18 protein-coding genes are annotated in these 16,274 nt (G+C 43.1%); 15 read left to right on the top strand and 3 right to left on the bottom strand.

The features are described from left to right. Positions 1-20: 20 nt before the first annotated feature. Positions 21-1,412, top strand: a complete 1,392-nt coding sequence (alaP, locus tag NSU05_RS15255) for an alanine permease AlaP (protein WP_038429497.1) — start codon at positions 21-23, stop codon at positions 1,410-1,412. 245 nt (positions 1,413-1,657) lie between these two features. On the opposite strand, the gene NSU05_RS15250 is transcribed toward alaP, so the two are convergent. Then, complete coding sequence (locus tag NSU05_RS15250) at positions 1,658-2,173, bottom strand: gamma carbonic anhydrase family protein (protein WP_004399093.1); 516 nt, start codon at positions 2,171-2,173, stop codon at positions 1,658-1,660. A gap of 48 nt (positions 2,174-2,221) precedes the next feature. Here NSU05_RS15250 and ytpA point away from each other — a divergent pair, with 48 nt between their 5' ends. Together ytpA and tbcS are read left to right on the top strand one after the other, a co-directional pair. Continuing rightward, positions 2,222-3,001, top strand: coding sequence for a phospholipase YtpA (gene ytpA / locus NSU05_RS15245; RefSeq protein ID WP_003229109.1), 780 nt, complete (start codon positions 2,222-2,224; stop codon positions 2,999-3,001). A gap of 20 nt (positions 3,002-3,021) precedes the next feature. Next, on the top strand, positions 3,022-4,125 hold the full coding sequence (gene tbcS / locus NSU05_RS15240) for a tetraprenyl-beta-curcumene synthase (protein WP_038429496.1): 1,104 nt from the start codon (positions 3,022-3,024) through the stop codon (positions 4,123-4,125). Here tbcS and NSU05_RS15235 read toward each other — a convergent pair. Continuing rightward, positions 4,115-4,699 (bottom strand): class I SAM-dependent methyltransferase, encoded by a 585-nt coding sequence (locus tag NSU05_RS15235; RefSeq protein WP_038429495.1) that lies wholly within the window; start codon positions 4,697-4,699, stop codon positions 4,115-4,117. The genes tbcS and NSU05_RS15235 overlap by 11 nt on opposite strands. Next, positions 4,696-5,664: a TIGR01212 family radical SAM protein gene (locus tag NSU05_RS15230; protein ID WP_024572829.1), complete on the bottom strand. Its 969-nt coding sequence runs from the start codon at positions 5,662-5,664 to the stop codon at positions 4,696-4,698. Before NSU05_RS15230 ends, NSU05_RS15235 begins: the two co-directional genes overlap by 4 nt. A 161-nt stretch (positions 5,665-5,825) precedes the next feature. Between NSU05_RS15230 and NSU05_RS15225 the strand changes: the two genes are divergently transcribed. From NSU05_RS15225 to bceB, 12 genes are all read left to right on the top strand, one after another. Further along, complete coding sequence (locus tag NSU05_RS15225; protein WP_003229117.1) at positions 5,826-6,098, top strand: YtzC family protein; 273 nt, start codon at positions 5,826-5,828, stop codon at positions 6,096-6,098. Between the two features lie 154 nt (positions 6,099-6,252). Next, positions 6,253-6,390: a hypothetical protein gene (locus NSU05_RS15220; RefSeq protein ID WP_003229119.1), complete on the top strand. Its 138-nt coding sequence runs from the start codon at positions 6,253-6,255 to the stop codon at positions 6,388-6,390. Positions 6,391-6,423: 33 nt separating this feature from the next. Further along, a complete protein-coding gene (gene ytrA, locus NSU05_RS15215; RefSeq protein ID WP_003229121.1) occupies positions 6,424-6,816 on the top strand; it encodes a GntR family transcriptional regulator YtrA in 393 nt (130 codons plus the stop codon). Beyond that, entirely contained in the window at positions 6,809-7,687 is an 879-nt protein-coding gene (ytrB, locus tag NSU05_RS15210) for an ABC transporter ATP-binding protein YtrB (protein WP_003229123.1), read from the top strand. Before ytrA ends, ytrB begins: the two co-directional genes overlap by 8 nt. Then, complete coding sequence (gene ytrC / locus NSU05_RS15205; RefSeq protein WP_029726914.1) at positions 7,681-8,667, top strand: ABC transporter permease YtrC; 987 nt, start codon at positions 7,681-7,683, stop codon at positions 8,665-8,667. The genes ytrB and ytrC overlap by 7 nt, the downstream gene beginning before the upstream one ends. A gap of 29 nt (positions 8,668-8,696) precedes the next feature. Then, a complete protein-coding gene (gene ytrD / locus NSU05_RS15200) occupies positions 8,697-9,674 on the top strand; it encodes an ABC transporter permease YtrD (RefSeq protein WP_029726913.1) in 978 nt (325 codons plus the stop codon). Between the two features lie 14 nt (positions 9,675-9,688). Then, positions 9,689-10,384, top strand: coding sequence for an ABC transporter ATP-binding protein YtrE (ytrE, locus tag NSU05_RS15195; RefSeq protein ID WP_003229129.1), 696 nt, complete (start codon positions 9,689-9,691; stop codon positions 10,382-10,384). After that, positions 10,374-11,684: an ABC transporter permease YtrF gene (ytrF, locus tag NSU05_RS15190; protein ID WP_038429494.1), complete on the top strand. Its 1,311-nt coding sequence runs from the start codon at positions 10,374-10,376 to the stop codon at positions 11,682-11,684. The genes ytrE and ytrF overlap by 11 nt, the downstream gene beginning before the upstream one ends. A gap of 96 nt (positions 11,685-11,780) precedes the next feature. Next, entirely contained in the window at positions 11,781-12,476 is a 696-nt protein-coding gene (gene bceR / locus NSU05_RS15185) for a two-component response regulator BceR (protein ID WP_003229133.1), read from the top strand. After that, positions 12,469-13,473 carry a two-component sensor histidine kinase BceS gene (bceS, locus tag NSU05_RS15180; protein ID WP_003229135.1) on the top strand — a complete coding sequence of 335 codons (1,005 nt, stop codon included), beginning with the start codon at positions 12,469-12,471 and terminating at the stop codon, positions 13,471-13,473. The genes bceR and bceS overlap by 8 nt, the downstream gene beginning before the upstream one ends. Before the next feature lie 101 nt (positions 13,474-13,574). After that, complete coding sequence (bceA, locus tag NSU05_RS15175; RefSeq protein ID WP_003229137.1) at positions 13,575-14,336, top strand: bacitracin ABC transporter ATP-binding protein BceA; 762 nt, start codon at positions 13,575-13,577, stop codon at positions 14,334-14,336. Further along, on the top strand, positions 14,326-16,266 hold the full coding sequence (gene bceB / locus NSU05_RS15170; RefSeq protein WP_339204100.1) for a bacitracin ABC transporter permease BceB: 1,941 nt from the start codon (positions 14,326-14,328) through the stop codon (positions 16,264-16,266). Before bceA ends, bceB begins: the two co-directional genes overlap by 11 nt. Positions 16,267-16,274 lie beyond the last annotated feature (8 nt).

The following is a 16,274-nucleotide window of genomic DNA, read 5'->3' as shown; positions in this document are numbered from 1 at the left end:
TTTTCTAGGGGAGAAGAAGCATGCAAAAACAAAAACAAGAGCTGCACCGCGGACTCGAAGAAAGGCATATTTCTTTAATGTCTTTAGGAGCTGCTATAGGAGTAGGGTTGTTCCTCGGCTCCGCATCAGCTATTCAATTAGCAGGGCCTGGTATTTTGGTAGCGTATGCCGCAAGCGGCCTGGTCATGTTTTTTATTATGAGAGCGCTTGGGGAAATGGCCATTCAAAAACCGGTCGCAGGCTCCTTCAGCAGGTATGCGCGTGACTACTTGGGACCGCTTGCAGGCTATTTAACAGGGTGGAACTACTGGTTTTTATGGGTTGTCACCTGTATGGCCGAAATTACTGCTGTCGGCATCTATATGGGGTTCTGGTTTCCTGACGTGCCAAACTGGATTTGGGCATTATCGGCGCTGGTCATTATGACGGGTGTTAATTTCCTGGCTGTCAAAGCTTACGGTGAGCTGGAATTTTGGTTCGCATTGATTAAAATTGTTGCGATCTTATCCATGATTGCTGTCGGTTTATTGATGATTATTGCAGGAGTCGGCAATGGGGGCATTGCCACTGGAATCAGCAATTTGTGGAACAACGGAGGATTTTTCCCTCATGGTTTAAAAGGGGTTCTATTGTCTCTTCAAATGGTCATGTTCGCCTATTTAGGGATTGAAATGATCGGGGTGACGGCTGGCGAAGTAAAAAACCCGCAAAAATCGTTAGCCAAAGCAATCGATACAGTATTTTGGCGGATTTTGATTTTTTATGTAGGCGCTTTATTTGTCATTATGTCTATTTATCCGTGGCAGGAAATTGGCTCTCAAGGAAGTCCATTTGTTCTCACATTTCAAAAAGTGGGTATTCCATCGGCCGCAGGTATCATTAACTTTGTCGTGTTGACAGCCGCGCTGTCTTCATGCAACAGCGGTATTTTCAGCACAGGGCGGATGCTGTTTAACTTGGCGGAACAGAAAGAGGCGCCACAAGCATATGGTCAGCTGACGAAAGGCGGCATCCCGGGTAAAGCTGTTCTGGCTTCAGCGGGCGCTTTATTAGTCGGAGTGCTGTTAAACTATGTTGTCCCTGCGAAGGTATTTACTTGGGTTACAAGTATTGCGACGTTCGGAGCGATTTGGACGTGGGCGATCATTTTGCTTTCTCAAATCAAATACAGGAAAAGTTTGAAGCCTGAAGAAAAGAAACAATTAAAGTACAAAATGCCTTTATTTCCGTTTACGTCTTATGTGTCATTGGCATTTCTAACATTCGTTGTCATTCTTATGGCTTACAGCCCTGATACAAGAGTAGCCGTGATTATCGGGCCGATATGGTTTCTCATCTTGCTGGCTGTGTACTATGGAAAAGGGTTTCACAAAAAAAATGCGGCTGCTGCCAGCGAACGAAATATCAGCTGACAAAAAGAGCTCCCAGTGGGCTCTTTTTGTGTGTGCTCATAGAAAATAGAGAACAGGAAAGAATAGGTATGTGTGTTTGCAGAGGCTGTTTATAGTTTTGTGATAAGATAAAAGTCATACGTTTCACGCTATATGTGAACGTTTTATGGAAAAATCGAAACCCGAACTGTTATGACGTCCGGGTTAACGATGGTTATTGCTTTCAAATATAATTTGAAAAATGGTAAAGTAAGACGAAGCAGGTCTTATGTTTGTTGAAGAAATTTATAATATTGGCCCTTTTCTACATATTCTGACCGTATTCTTTGCATATCTTTTCGGTCTTCTTCCGTCAAAGGGCGGATGACTTTTGCAGGGCGGCCAAAGGCGAGATGGCCAGGCGGAATGATTTTTCCGGGCGGGACAAGACTGCCGGCACCAATAAAAGCGCCTTCGCCAATTTCGGCTCCGTCTAAAATGATTGAGCCCATCCCGATTAAGGCGTTCTTGCGGATAACAGCGCTATGAAGTGTAACCTGATGGCCTATCGTGGCGTCATCTTCAATGAGCAGCGTCTTGTTCGGGCTTTGATGGAGGCAGCTTAAATCTTGGATATTGACTCTGTTTCCGATTCTGGTCGGCGCAACATCTCCCCTTATGACAACAGAAAACCAAATGCTGGACTGTTCTCCGATCACGACATCACCGGTAATTGTTGCATTATCAGCTATAAAGGCTGTTGGGTGGATATCTGGCTTGTGTTCCTTATAAGGGTAGATCATAAGATTCATCCTTCTTTCTCTATTTAAATTTCGTATGAGGTGAAGAGCATGTGGACCTGGAAAGCAGACAGACCTGTTGCCGTGATTGTAATTATTCACGGGGCAAGTGAATATCACGGACGATATAAATGGCTGATTGAAATGTGGCGGTCCTCGGGTTATCACGTTGTCATGGGCGATTTGCCTGGACAGGGAACAACGACAAGAGCGAGAGGGCATATTCGCTCGTTTCAAGAATACATTGATGAAGTAGATGCTTGGATAGATAAAGCGCGAACTTTTGATCTGCCGGTTTTTCTTCTAGGTCACAGCATGGGCGGTCTGGTCGCGATTGAATGGATTAAACAGCAAAGAAATCCCAAGATTACGGGAATTATTTTATCATCACCGTGTCTCGGACTGCAAATTAAAGTGAATAAAGCGCTTGATCTTGCATCAAAAGGCCTGAATGTCATCGCTCCGTCACTTAAGGTTGATTCGGGATTATCAATTGATATGGCGACGCGCAATGAGGACGTCATTGAGGCTGACCAAAATGATTCGTTATACGTCAGGAAAGTTTCTGTCAGATGGTACAGAGAGCTTTTAAAGACAATTGAATCGGCAATGGTGCCGACAGAGGCATTTTTGAAAGTTCCGCTTCTTGTGATGCAAGCCGGTGATGACAAGCTTGTTGACAAAACGATGGTCATCAAGTGGTTTAATGGTGTTGCTTCTCATAATAAAGCATACAGAGAGTGGGAAGGGCTTTACCATGAGATCTTCAATGAACCCGAGAGAGAAGATGTTTTTAAAGCAGCAAGAGCGTTTACTGATCAATATATTTGAACTAGTAGGGGGTGCATGTGTTGACAGTACCGGAACATCCTTTTGGATTGATGGCAAAGGTATATCGAGATATTTTTCCGCTCGTTCATCAAGAGCTGGACATATGGAAGCAAAAATCAGAATCGATTCATAACAGTGAATTGAAAGCACAGGCAACCGCAAGTATTCGGGACAAAACGTTTCACTGTGAAGGCGGCGGCATACTGGCCTTATTGTCAGGCAGCCAAAAACAGAAATGTGTCGAGTTTATCATCGCGTATCAAACGATTAGTGATTATTTGGACAATCTGTGTGACCGCAGCACCTCGCTGGACCCGCAGGATTTTCGGATGCTCCATGCCTCAATGCAGGATGCACTGACAGTTGGGGCGGAACTGCAAAACTATTATCAATTCAGGGAAGAACAGGATGACAGCGGATATCTGCACGAACTGGTCAAAACGTGCCAGAGTGTCCTTGGTTCCATTGAGCACTATGACATGATTAAACCTTATCTGCTTGAACTGTGCGGCTATTATTGCGATTTGCAGGTGCATAAGCACGTTATTGAGCATGAGCGTGTTCCGCGGCTTGAAAAGTGGTTTACTCAATATGAATCAGAGCTGCCTGAGATGGAATGGTATGAATTTTCAGCCTGTGCAGGCTCAACGTTAGGCATTTTCTGTCTGGTTGCGTATTCGTTCCAGCCTGATTTCACAGAAAGCACCGCTAAAAAAATCCGCGACAGTTATTTTCCTTACATACAGGGCCTTCATATCCTGCTTGATTATTTGATTGATCAAGAGGAGGACTTGCTGGAAGGAGACTTGAATTTCTGCTCGTATTATCAGTCTCATGAAGAGATGATGGACCGGCTTGAACACTTTATCCATAAAGCCGACGAGCATTTACAAGGCATTCCGCATGAAAACTTCCATCGTTTAATCAATCGCGGCTTGCTTGGCGTTTATTTGTCAGATGATAAAGTGGCGGGCCAAAAGGAAATGGGCCGGCTCGCAAAGAAGCTGATCAAAGCCAGCGGAAAAACCTCCCTTTTCTTTTATATCAACGGCAGAGCCTACCGGAAATTTCAAAAAATGTCCTGGATGAAAAACTCAAAGAAAAAAGCTCAAATCATTTGCTGATCTGAGCTTTTTTTTCGATGGCGATAATAAATGGCGGGTCATTTTGCTGATTGATAAATCCGTATGATAATACACGGGCTGTTTGCTGGTCCAAGTCCCGGCAAAACTCGAGCACGTCGTTTTTTTCAGCTTTGCCTTCCGGGTGGCCATGATAGACGACGAGAACAATCAGACCTTCGTCTTTCATGATGCCGAGAAGCTGTTCAATTGCTTTGATCGTAGAACTGCCGTTTGTCGTAATTGATTTGTCCCCGCCCGGCAAATAGCCGAGGTTAAATACCGCGGCCGCCACTTTGCCATGTGTTTCAGGCGGGAGGGATTCAGCGATTTTATCATGGCTTTTGTGAAATAACGTTGTTCGCGCTTGATACATGTCACCGAGCCGTTCCTTTGTATTGGCCACGGCTGATTCTTGGATGTCGAATGCGTACACATGACCGTTTTCACCAACAAGCTCCGCTAAAAACTGTGTATCATGTCCGTTGCCCATTGTCGCATCTACGACAATATCTCCTTCTCCCGCGGCCATTTTCAGCAGTTCTTTGCTGTAGGGAAGAATTTTCTTCAAAATCATAGCGCTGATTCCTCCTCAAGGCGCTGAAAGAACTTTCCTTGATAGCTGCCTCGATTTTCTAGCTCTTTATTAATGGCGCCAAGCACTTCCCATTTGTTGACGCTCCACATTGGCCCGATCATCAACTCAATCGGTCCGTCACCTGTAATGCGGTGGACGATCATTTCAGGCGGAATGATCTCAAGCTGATCGCAGACGAGCTGCACATAATCATCTTGAGAAAGAAATTCCAGCTTTCCCTTTTCATATTGCTTGACCATCGGCGTGCCTTTCAGTAGGTGAAGCAGATGGATTTTAATGCCCTGGACGTCCAAATCTGCGACGGCCTTTGCCGTTTCCATCATCATGTCCCGGTCTTCCAAAGGCAGCCCGTTGATAATATGCGAGCAGACACGTATGCCGTGTTTTCTTAATTTATTGACGCCTTCCACATAGCAGTTAAAATCATGTGCGCGGTTGATCAGAAGTGCTGTCCGTTCATGAACTGTTTGAAGCCCAAGCTCCACCCACAAATACGTACGTTCATTCAGCTCTGCCAAGTAATCAACGACATCATCAGGCAGACAGTCCGGGCGTGTGGCGATCGAAATGCCGACCACATCATCTAAGGCGAGGACGGATTCGAATTTCTCACGAAGCACCTCAACCGGGGCGTGAGTGTTTGTGAAAGCCTGGAAATAAGCGATGTACTTACCGTCCTTCCATTTTTCGTGCATGCGGTTTTTGATGTCATGGAATTGCGTAATTAAATCATCGGCCCGGTTCCCGGCAAAATCGCCGGAGCCTGCTGCGCTGCAAAACGTACAGCCTCCGTGGGCTACGGTGCCGTCCCGATTCGGACAGTCAAAACCGCCGTCAAGCGCCACTTTAAACACCTTATGGCCGAAATGTTCTCTGAGATGATAATTCAATGTATGATAGCGTTTTTCCGTATTTGAATAAGGAAAAGGATTGTTCTGCATCACAATTCATGTGCCTCCTTGCGTACGATTGCATCCTAAAATTGTAGCACGCATTTCACAAGAGAACAAATGAATATCGACCATAAATTACTTTATTGAACAAAGTCAGATGAGGCTACAATATGAATGATGGATGATTTCCATTACCAAGAGGAGGGGTTACTGTGGCAACAAGACAATCAGTAGATGAACATCTCCAGCAATGTATGCAGGCCTATGATTATGCTGAAGAACAGCTGAAAATCGCTTCTAAACAAGAGCATTATAACGATCAAGAATATAGTGATGCGCAAATGCAGCTTGAAGATGCGGTAAATGCCTTGAATAAGCTATGGCTGTCGTCAAATGATCAGCAGAGAGAACAGCTGTACAGAATGAGGCTTCAGCTTCAATCTTTGCAAAATAATATGATCCTGCAGCACCCTCTTGATGTGTAGGAAAACGGACCCTTTTAAAAGGGTCCGTTTTTTTGTAAAAAAAGGATTGACTTTGTGAGGCAAAGTATTTATTGTATTAAGTGTACTAATTGAAGTAATACACTGTAGACACTAATATAAAATCATTTATATATTGACATTAAGGGAGGCAGTTATGAAACATAAAAAACGAAACAAACGTAACGTGCCAATGCTGATTGCGGCATCTGTGATCGCTTGTTCTTTTTTTCTTGTTCTCGTGATGATCGGTTTTGAATGGCAAAAAAGTATAATTGATCATTTTTATCTATAAAAGGTTCAGATCGTATAGAAAGTAGGGAAGTAAATGATTCAAATCGATCCAAGAAGCTCAACACCCATTTACGAACAAATTATTCAGCAAATGAAAGAGCTTTGTTTGAAAGGGATCATGAAGCCTGGTGATAAGCTTCCTTCTGTCAGAGAATTGGCAACGATCATTATTGCGAATCCGAACACTGTCAGCAAAGCGTATAAAGAACTTGAGCGAGAGGGGATTATTGAAACGCTGCGGGGCAGAGGGACCTATATATCGGAGAATGCAAAAACGACACTGGTTGAAGGGAAGATGACGATGATTAAAGAGCAACTCAAACAGCTCATCATCGATGCACACTATGCAGGGGTTGAGCTGGAAAAACTGCACGAATGGATAAAGGAAATCAGCGCTGATGTGAAGGGAGGCAAAAAAAATGATTGAACTACGGCAGCTGTCAAAAGCGATTGACGGCAATCAAGTATTAAAAGATGTTTCATTAACAATCGAAAAAGGAGAAATCTTTGGATTGCTTGGACGCAACGGATCAGGGAAAACGACGATGCTTCGCTTAATCCAGCAAATCATTTTCGCTGACAGCGGAACGATTTTATTTGACGGCGTAGAAATCAAAAAGCACCCGAAGGTCAAACAAAATATCATCTACATGCCTGTTCAAAATCCTTTTTACGACAAGTATACATACAAGCAGCTTGTTGATATCCTGAGAAGAATATATCCGAAATTTGATGTCACGTACGCGAATGAACTGATGAACAGATACGAAATTCCAGAAACGAAAAAATACCGTGAGCTGTCGACAGGCTTGAAAAAACAGCTGTCGCTCGTTCTGTCGTTTGCGGCGAGACCGGCGCTGATCCTCCTTGATGAGCCGACGGATGGTATTGATGCGGTAACTAGACATGATGTGCTGCAGCTGATGGTTGATGAAGTGGCAGAGCGTGATACGAGTATCCTGATTACGTCCCACCGGCTTGAAGACATAGAGCGGATGTGCAACCGAATTGGTTTTCTCGAAGATAACAGACTGACCAACGTCATGGATCTTGATGAGTTAAAAGAAGAATACATTAAAATTCAAATGGCTTTCGATACAGATGTCAATTTGGCCATCAGAGAGCAAAACATTCCGATGCTCGATCAGGCCGGCGTGTTTTACACAGTGCTGATTCCGAAAAGCGATGAGGAGAAAAAGAGCTTTTTGAGAGAGCTGAAGCCAAAAGTATGGAATGAGCTTCCTGTCAACCTGGAAGAAGTGTTCATTGCGAAGTTTGGAGGGAAGCGGAGATGGTAGACCGAGGTCTCCTCTATCGAGAGTGGAAGCAGAATCAAGTGGTGATTTTGTTAAGTATCGCGTTTTTAGTATTGGCAAATCCGCTTTCTATCGTTAATACGTATTTGTCTTATCAAGGGTGTCTGGCTCATCAAGACCCGCAATATTGTGAATTTATTGTGAATTATCATAGGAGCAATCTAATAGATATCAACTGGGTGCCGGGGGTCATTTTGGCGGTCTGCTTCCTCGGAATGGAACGTTCGAAAGGCACGATGGATTTTATATTAAGCCTCCCATATAACAGAAGCCAAATTTTTCAGACGAAATTTTGGTTAGGCGGTTTTGTGATTGTGCTGTCGCAATTAATTGGCTTTTTATTTGCGTGGCTGCTGATTCTTGTCTATAACCCTGAACACGTCTACTTTTTTGAGCACAGCAGCGTTGGAGTAATTGTGATTAGTTTTATGGCTTATTGTTTGTTGATGGCTGCTGGTGCATTAACGGGGAATGTTTTTGCCCAGTTATTAACGGCATTTGCTGCTGCGGTATTGCCGTATTTAATTGTTGCATTGCCGGTTGGAAACTTTGAAGTTGTTTTTGGTGTGAATATATGGGAAATGTTCCCTTCCCCTGAGGCGTATTTCTCTCTGACGAGCAATTTATTATATCTTGTGCCCATTGGTTATGTTGCAAGTGACTGGCTTATCGATAGTAAATATATTTTAATGATTCCAGCTGCCATGAGCATTCTGTTTTACTTGATTGGTTTGATAAGCTTCAAAAAGCTTCCAAGTGAACGAAACGGACACTTTTTCTTATGGAACAGATTAGACCGTCCGGTGCAAATTCTGATTATGGCTTTTGGTATTCTTGGATTTGGTTTGTTTGGATACTCTGCCGGACAATCAATGATTGGTTATATTTTAGGAATGATCATTGGGGCAGTTGTTGGATTCTTTGTGAGCTACTTCGCTATTAATAAGAAAATGAAACATTAAGGAATACTTTCGGTTTGGAGGGAAGTGGTGTGCCAGATTCCGGGCTATTTTATAAAGAGTGGAAGCAAAATAAAGCTCTGCTAACCACGGTTTTTTTCGTACTTATGCTTAGCAATCCTTTTACCGTTTTAAATACGTACATCTCATATCAAGGCTGCGTTGATCATCAGAACGAGTGGGTCGGAAACTGCGTATTTTCGATTAACTATTTAAACGGTACATTTATCTCAGTGTTCTGGATTTGGGGTGTCGTTTTAGCGGTCAGCCAGCTAGGGATTGAACGAAGCAAGGGCTTTTTTGATTTTACATTAAGCCTTCCGTATACAAGAGGGCAGATATTTCATGCGAAGTTCCTTACCGGCGGAATGGTGATTGTGGTGCCGCAGCTCATAGGTTATGTTTTGTCTGTTTTGCTGATCATGCTTTTGAAGCCAGATCAGGCCGTTTATTTTCACAATTACAGCCTTGGAATGATCATTGTCAGCATGCTGGCTTATTCGCTTGTTATGGCGGGAGGAGCTTTGACAGGCAATAGTTTCGCACAGCTTCTAGTCTCATTTACCGTGGCCATTTCGCCATTTTTGCTCATCAGCCTGCCTGCGATCAACCTCGAGATCCTTTTTGGCGGATCAATAGATTTTATCCATGGTCCAGTACCTAAATGGGTGCAGTATTTCATTCCGATAATTTATGTAGACTCGAAATGGGCTGAGAATTCACCATATTATTTAGTCATTCCGGCTATCATGACTATCATTTTTTACATCATCGGCTATATTAGCTTTGTTAAAATGTCTAATGAAAGAAACGGATATTTCTTCTTATGGAAGCCGCTTAACCGCCCGGTGCAGATCATCGTTATTATCATAGGAATCATGGGCTTCGGCTATTTTGGATTTACTGCAAGCGAGAGCTTTGCCGGTTATCTCATTGGCATGGGTACAGGTGCGGTAATCGGTTTCTTGATTAGTTATTTTGCGATTTATAAAAAAATGAAACTTTTGTAAGGGAGAGAGAACATATGATTGATGTTCAGCATATCGACCATTCTTTCACGATCGGAAAAAAGGGCCGTGAGAATGAAGTTCCAGTATTGAAGGATGTTTCATTGAGCGTGGCGAAAGGGGAAATCGCCTGCATTGTCGGACGAAGCGGCTCAGGGAAATCAACGCTTTTGAATTTAATTTCCGGCTACATATCGCCGACAAAAGGGCGGATTGTCATTAATGGCACTGATGTTACGGGGTTTAATGAAAAGGAATGGGCGCAATTTCGGCTTGACCATTTCGGGTTTATTTTTCAGAGCTTTCAGCTCATCCCGGGTTTAACGACGTATGAGAATGTGGAAATGCCGCTGGCGTTAAAAGGAATCAAGCCATCTGAGCGGAAGCAAAAGGTGCAGGACATGCTGAAACGCGTCGGTCTGGAAAACCACGCCGCTCATTATCCGAATGAACTGTCAGGCGGCCAGCAGCAGCGTGTCAGTATTGCTCGAGCATTGATTTTAAATCCTTCGATTATCTTAGCGGATGAGCCGACGGGAAGCCTTGATTCAGAAACGGAACATGAAGTGCTGGAATTGATCCAGCAGCTGAATCGTGAGCGTGGCATTACATTTGTGATCATTACTCACGATGATGAAGTCGCTTCTATCGGACATTCAAAATTTCAGCTTCATGATGGTGTGCTAAAAGGAGGAATTACCGTTGAGGTTTAAGGATCAGGTTCATTTTATCAGAAGAAATATGAAGAAAAACAGACTTCGCGTCTTTATGACGATTCTTGCAACAACAATGGCGTGTGCGTTTTTGGTTGTGCTGTCGTCCGTTGGATTTGGGATTCAAAAGACAATTACAGATATGACAATGAGCCAGCAGGTTGTAACGAAAGTCAGTGTAATGGGCAAGGAAGGAGACAAGCCTATTAAAAAAGCTGATTTAGAGAAGTATGATCACGTAAGGTCAGTTGTAGAAAGAACGCAAGTGTATGAACCAAACAAAGCTACTTTAGGCAATCGTACAAATGAAAGCTCAAATCTCATTTTTACTAATATGAATGATGAATTAAAGGCCAATATGGAATTGGAAAAGGGAAGAGTCGCAAAGTCGGAAAATGAAATCGTAGTAGGATACGACTTCGCAAAGAGATTATTAACGAAAAAAGAATCGGAAGATTATAACAAAAAAATCGAGGAGGCAAAAGGAAATCCAGAAGATATAAAAGAACCAAAGGGCTATACGAAAGATATTCTGAACAAAACAATAGAACTAAGTGTATCGAAGACAGATCCTAAAACAGGGGATGTTACAAAAACAAAAACATATGACTTTAAAATTGTCGGTATTACAAAAAAACCATCTCAAGACTGGATGGAGGACTCAAACATTTTTATCAGTGATCAATTCAAAAAAGATTTTTCGGAATTCTTAGATTTCAAAGACGGAAATGTTGAAACTAAGATTGGCGTTTTTGCTGATAAGTTTGAGAATGTGGAACAGCTGACAAATGATCTAACAGATGACGGGTACTATGTCACATCAGTGACTACCGAACTTGAGGGGGCCAACACCTTCTTCATGGTCTTCAAAATCGGACTGATCTTTGTCGGATGTATCGCAGTTATCATTTCAGCGATCGGCATTTTTAACACGATGACGATGGCGGTGACAGAGAGAACGCAAGAGATCGGCATTATGAAAGCGATTGGGGCGAGTCCGTCTATCATTCGCCGAATGTTCCTGATGGAAAGCGCGTATATCGGGATTTTAGGCTGTGTGATTGGAATTATCATTTCCTACGGCGTCAGCTACCTTGTCAACCTGGCCGTTCCGATGATTCTCGCGGCCACAAGCGGAGGCGATGCGGGCGACTTGAATTACACATTCTCCTACATCCCGGCGAGCCTTGTGATCATTGCCGTTGTGATTTGCGGAGGGGTCGCAGTCATTTCCGGAATGAACCCGGCGAGAAAAGCAACCAAAACCAACGTGCTGACAGCGTTGAGAAGAGAATTATAATGTGAACGAGCCGGCTGAGACAGCCGGCTTTTTCTATAGCGCATGCTGGCGTTTTGCTATACACTTGATAAAAAAGGAAAAAGTGCGGTGAGTTGATTGTTTAAACTTTTGCTGATTGAAGATGATGAATCGCTGTTTCATGAAATCAAGGATCGTTTAACGGGATGGTCCTATGATGTATACGGCATTCAGGATTTCAGTCAGGTGCTGCAGGAATTTGCGGCGGTTAATCCTGATTGTGTCATTATTGATGTGCAGCTGCCTAAATTTGACGGTTTTCATTGGTGCCGGCTGATCCGCTCCCGGTCAAATGTTCCGATTCTCTTTTTATCCTCCCGGGATCATCCTGCTGATATGGTGATGTCTATGCAGCTCGGGGCAGATGACTTTATTCAAAAGCCATTTCATTTTGATGTGCTGATCGCGAAAATCCAAGCGATGTTCCGGCGTGTGCACCATTATAATACGGAGCCGAGTACGATTAAAACGTGGTGCGGCGCTGCTGTAGACGCGGAGCAGAACCTCGTCAGCAATAACAAAGGATCTGTTGAACTGACCAAAAATGAAATGTTCATTCTAAAACAATTAATAGAGCAAAAAAACAAGATCGTCAGCCGGGAAGAGCTGATCAGAAGCTTGTGGAACGATGAGCGTTTTGTTAGTGATAATACGCTGACCGTCAATGTCAATCGCCTGCGAAAAAAACTGGACGCCCTGCAGCTTGGCGCATATATCGAGACAAAGGTGGGCCAGGGCTACATCGCGAAGGAAGAGGACAAGTTTTATGATTAAAGCATTCCTTATCGAAAGGCGGAGCTGGATTGCCGCGTTTTTGTTTCAGCAGGCTTTGATGCTGTTCATTGCTTTTGTCGATCCTTCCATATCATTTGGGAATGTACTTTATATGGTGTATTTGTGCATCTTGTTTTTTATCATATTCCTTTGGTTCCGCTATCGGAAAGAAACAGCGTTTTATAAAAGCTTGAAAACATGGGAGAACAATCTCGATGTGACAGCCATAAATGAACCGGAAACGCCGTTTGAAGCAATGGTTGAAAGAAGCATTGCCGGGCAAACAGAACACTTGAAGCAGACCGCAGCACGGCATCGCTTAGCATTGGAAAATGAAAAAGATGAGCTGATGGCATGGATCCATGAGGTCAAAACCCCATTAACAGCGATGCATTTAATCATTGATAGAATGGAAGAAAAAGCACTGAAATCCCAGCTGTCATATGAATGGCTGCGTATTCACCTGCTTCTTGATCAGCAGCTTCATCAAAAACGCATATCATTTATTGAAAACGATCTGTCAGTAGAATTCATTCAGCTTCAGCCTTTGATCTTTAAAGAAATCAAAGATTTACAATCGTGGTGTATCCAAAAAGGGATCGGTTTTGACATAAAGCTCGAGGCCAAAGAAGTGCTGAGCGATGCAAAATGGCTGGCGTTTATCATCAGGCAGCTGCTGACAAACGCGGTGAAATACAGCGAAGCCTCTGAAATCGAGATCAAAAGCTTTCAAAAAGGGGAACAGACGCAGCTCCAAGTGAAGGACTGTGGCAGGGGCATTGATCCAAAAGATGTACCGCGTATTTTTGATAAAGGGTTTACATCCACAACGGATCACCATGATCAAGCGTCAACTGGCATGGGGCTGTACTTGGCAAAAAAAGCAGCGGCGCCGTTATTGATCCATATTGATGTTGAGTCGGAGTTTGGTGCGGGAACAGTTTTTACATTAACCTTTCCAATACGGAATCAATTTGAACATGTCATAAGCGTGTGACGAAAATGTCACATGCTTTTCTTTTTTGTTCGCCGTATCGAAGGAAAAGCCCGGCATTCCTTTTTATAATGAGATTATCCAATATAAAGGAGACTGCGTAAATGGTGATTTTAGAAGCGAATAAAATTCGAAAAAGTTATGGAAACAAGCTGAATAAACAGGAAGTGCTGAAGGGCATCGATATTCACATTGAAAAGGGCGAATTCGTCAGTATTATGGGTGCTTCCGGGTCGGGAAAAACCACTTTGCTCAACGTTCTGTCCTCAATCGATCAGGTCAGTCACGGAACCATTCATATTAATGGAAATGACATGACGGCTATGAAGGAAAAGCAGCTGGCTGAATTTAGAAAACAGCATTTAGGCTTTATCTTTCAGGATTACAATTTGTTAGACACATTGACAGTGAAAGAGAATATCCTTCTGCCTTTATCGATCACGAAACTATCAAAAAAGGAAGCCAATCGCAAGTTTGAGGAAGTTGCAAAGGAACTGGGAATATATGAATTGCGGGATAAATACCCGAATGAAATTTCCGGCGGCCAGAAGCAGAGAACATCCGCTGGAAGAGCGTTTATTCATGACCCGAGCATTATTTTCGCTGATGAACCGACCGGCGCGCTCGATTCGAAATCGGCCTCCGATCTATTAAATAAGCTGAGCCAGCTCAATCAAAAACGCAACGCGACGATTATTATGGTTACCCATGATCCCGTCGCTGCCAGCTACTGCGGCAGAGTCATTTTTATTAAGGACGGGCAAATGTATACACAGCTGAATAAAGGGGGCCAGGACAGGCAAACGTTTTTCCAGGATATTATGAAAACGCAAGGCGTGTTAGGCGGGGTGCAGCATGAACATTAATCAGCTCATCCTGCGAAATTTGAAAAAGAATCTCCGGAATTACTATTTGTATGTGTTTGCGCTCATCTTTAGCGTGGCGCTTTATTTCGCCTTTGTCACGCTGCAGTATGATCCAGCAATTAACGAAGTGAAGGCTTCAATCAAGGGAGCCGCGGCTATTAAAACCGCTTCGATTTTGCTTGTGGCTGTTGTGGCGATCTTCATTTTATATGCCAATACGATTTTTATTAAGAGACGGAGTAAAGAAATCGGGCTGTTTCAATTGATTGGAATGACGAAGCATAAAATTTTTCGCATCTTAAGTGCAGAAAATGTCATGCTGTATTTCGGTTCATTAGCGATCGGGGTAGCGGCCGGGTTTTCGATATCGAAGCTTGTCTTGATGATTCTGTTCAAAATTGTCGATGTCAAAGCGGGTGCGAAACTGCATTTTTCTGAGCAGGCCTTGGTCCAAACGGTCATTGTGTTCTGCGGCATTTACCTTTTGATCATGATCATGAATTATACGTTTATCAAAAAACAGAGTATTTTATCTTTGTTTAAAGTAACGTCCTCCACTGAAGACAAAGTAAAGAAAATATCATTTTTCCAAATGATAATCGGCGCTTTAGGCATCGTTTTGATTTTGACAGGATACTATGTGTCTTCTGAGCTGTTTGGCGGAAAATTTAAGACCATTAATGAACTGTTTGGTGCGATGAGCTTCATTCTGGGGAGCGTCATTATCGGGACGTTTTTGTTTTATAAAGGATCAGTTACGTTTATCTCGAATATCATTCGAAAAAGCAAGGGCGGTTACTTAAATATTTCCGAGGTCCTGTCACTGTCATCGATCATGTTCAGAATGAAATCGAACGCGTTGCTGCTAACGATTATTACAACCGTTTCAGCGCTCGCCATCGGGCTGTTATCTCTTGCTTACATCTCGTATTACTCGTCAGAAAAGACCGCTGAACAAAATGTAGCGGCTGATTTTTCATTCATGAATGAGAAAGATGCCAAGTTATTTGAAAACAGTTTGAGTGAAAGCAACATCTCGTTTGTAAAAAAAGCAACCCCTGTCCTGCAAGCAAATGTTGACATTGCAAATATCATGGATGGAACTCCGAAAGAGATGCAGGGCGATCCCGGCAATATGCAGCTTGCTGTTGTTAGCGACAAAGATGTAAAAGGAGTCGATGTGGCGGCTGGAGAAGCCGTTTTCTCAGGATACACCGACTTGCTGCAAAAAATAATGGTTTTCAAGGACTCTGGTGTTATTAAAGTAAAAAGCAAGCACGAGGCGCAGCCATTAAAATATAAAGGATTAAGAGAAGAGTTTCTTGTATCCTACACGTTTACAAGCGGGGGCATGCCCACTGTCATTGTGGATGACAGCCTGTTTAAACAGCTGAACAAGGATAAGGACCCCCGCATTCAGCTGGCGCAATCTACATTTATCGGCGTCAATGTGAAACATGACGATCAAATGGAAAAAGCAAATGAGCTTTTTCAACAGGTGAACAAGAAAAACGAGCATTTATCAAGACTGGATACAAGCGCTGCGCAAAAATCACTGTTTGGTATGGTGATGTTCATCGTCGGCTTCTTAGGGTTAACGTTCCTGATTACATCAGGTTGTATCCTTTATTTTAAACAAATGGGTGAAAGTGAAGATGAAAAACCGAGCTATACGATTTTAAGAAAACTCGGTTTTACGCAGGGCGACCTGATAAAGGGGATACGTATCAAACAAATGTACAACTTCGGCATTCCGCTCGTTGTCGGCCTCTTCCACAGTTACTTTGCCGTCCAATCCGGCTGGTTCTTATTCGGATCAGAGGTATGGGCGCCTATGATTATGGTGATGGTGTTATATACTGCGCTCTACTCCATTTTTGGTTTTCTGTCAGTTCTTTATTATAAGAAGGTTATTAAATCGTCGTTGTGAAACAGAAA

Source organism: Bacillus sp. EU52 (assembly GCF_037964975.1).
GTDB lineage: Bacteria > Bacillota > Bacilli > Bacillales > Bacillaceae > Bacillus > Bacillus subtilis.
Note: the sequence above shows the minus strand (reverse complement) of the source record. Positions and strands in the feature narration are given on the sequence as shown.

Bases quoted from the DNA above. Each gene is read 5' to 3' on its own strand.
- ytpA (WP_003229109.1), top strand. From the start codon at position 2,222: ATGTGGACCTGGAAAGCAGACAGACCTGTTGCCGTGATTGTAATTATT.
- NSU05_RS15220 (WP_003229119.1), top strand. From the start codon at position 6,253: ATGAAACATAAAAAACGAAACAAACGTAACGTGCCAATGCTGATTGCG.
- ytrC (WP_029726914.1), top strand. From the start codon at position 7,681: ATGGTAGACCGAGGTCTCCTCTATCGAGAGTGGAAGCAGAATCAAGTG.
- bceA (WP_003229137.1), top strand. From the start codon at position 13,575: ATGGTGATTTTAGAAGCGAATAAAATTCGAAAAAGTTATGGAAACAAG.
- bceS (WP_003229135.1), top strand. From the start codon at position 12,469: ATGATTAAAGCATTCCTTATCGAAAGGCGGAGCTGGATTGCCGCGTTT.
- NSU05_RS15250 (WP_004399093.1), bottom strand. From the start codon at position 2,173: ATGATCTACCCTTATAAGGAACACAAGCCAGATATCCACCCAACAGCC.
- ytrB (WP_003229123.1), top strand. From the start codon at position 6,809: ATGATTGAACTACGGCAGCTGTCAAAAGCGATTGACGGCAATCAAGTA.
- bceB (WP_339204100.1), top strand. From the start codon at position 14,326: ATGAACATTAATCAGCTCATCCTGCGAAATTTGAAAAAGAATCTCCGG.
- NSU05_RS15235 (WP_038429495.1), bottom strand. From the start codon at position 4,699: ATGATTTTGAAGAAAATTCTTCCCTACAGCAAAGAACTGCTGAAAATG.
- ytrE (WP_003229129.1), top strand. From the start codon at position 9,689: ATGATTGATGTTCAGCATATCGACCATTCTTTCACGATCGGAAAAAAG.
- alaP (WP_038429497.1), top strand. From the start codon at position 21: ATGCAAAAACAAAAACAAGAGCTGCACCGCGGACTCGAAGAAAGGCAT.
- ytrA (WP_003229121.1), top strand. From the start codon at position 6,424: ATGATTCAAATCGATCCAAGAAGCTCAACACCCATTTACGAACAAATT.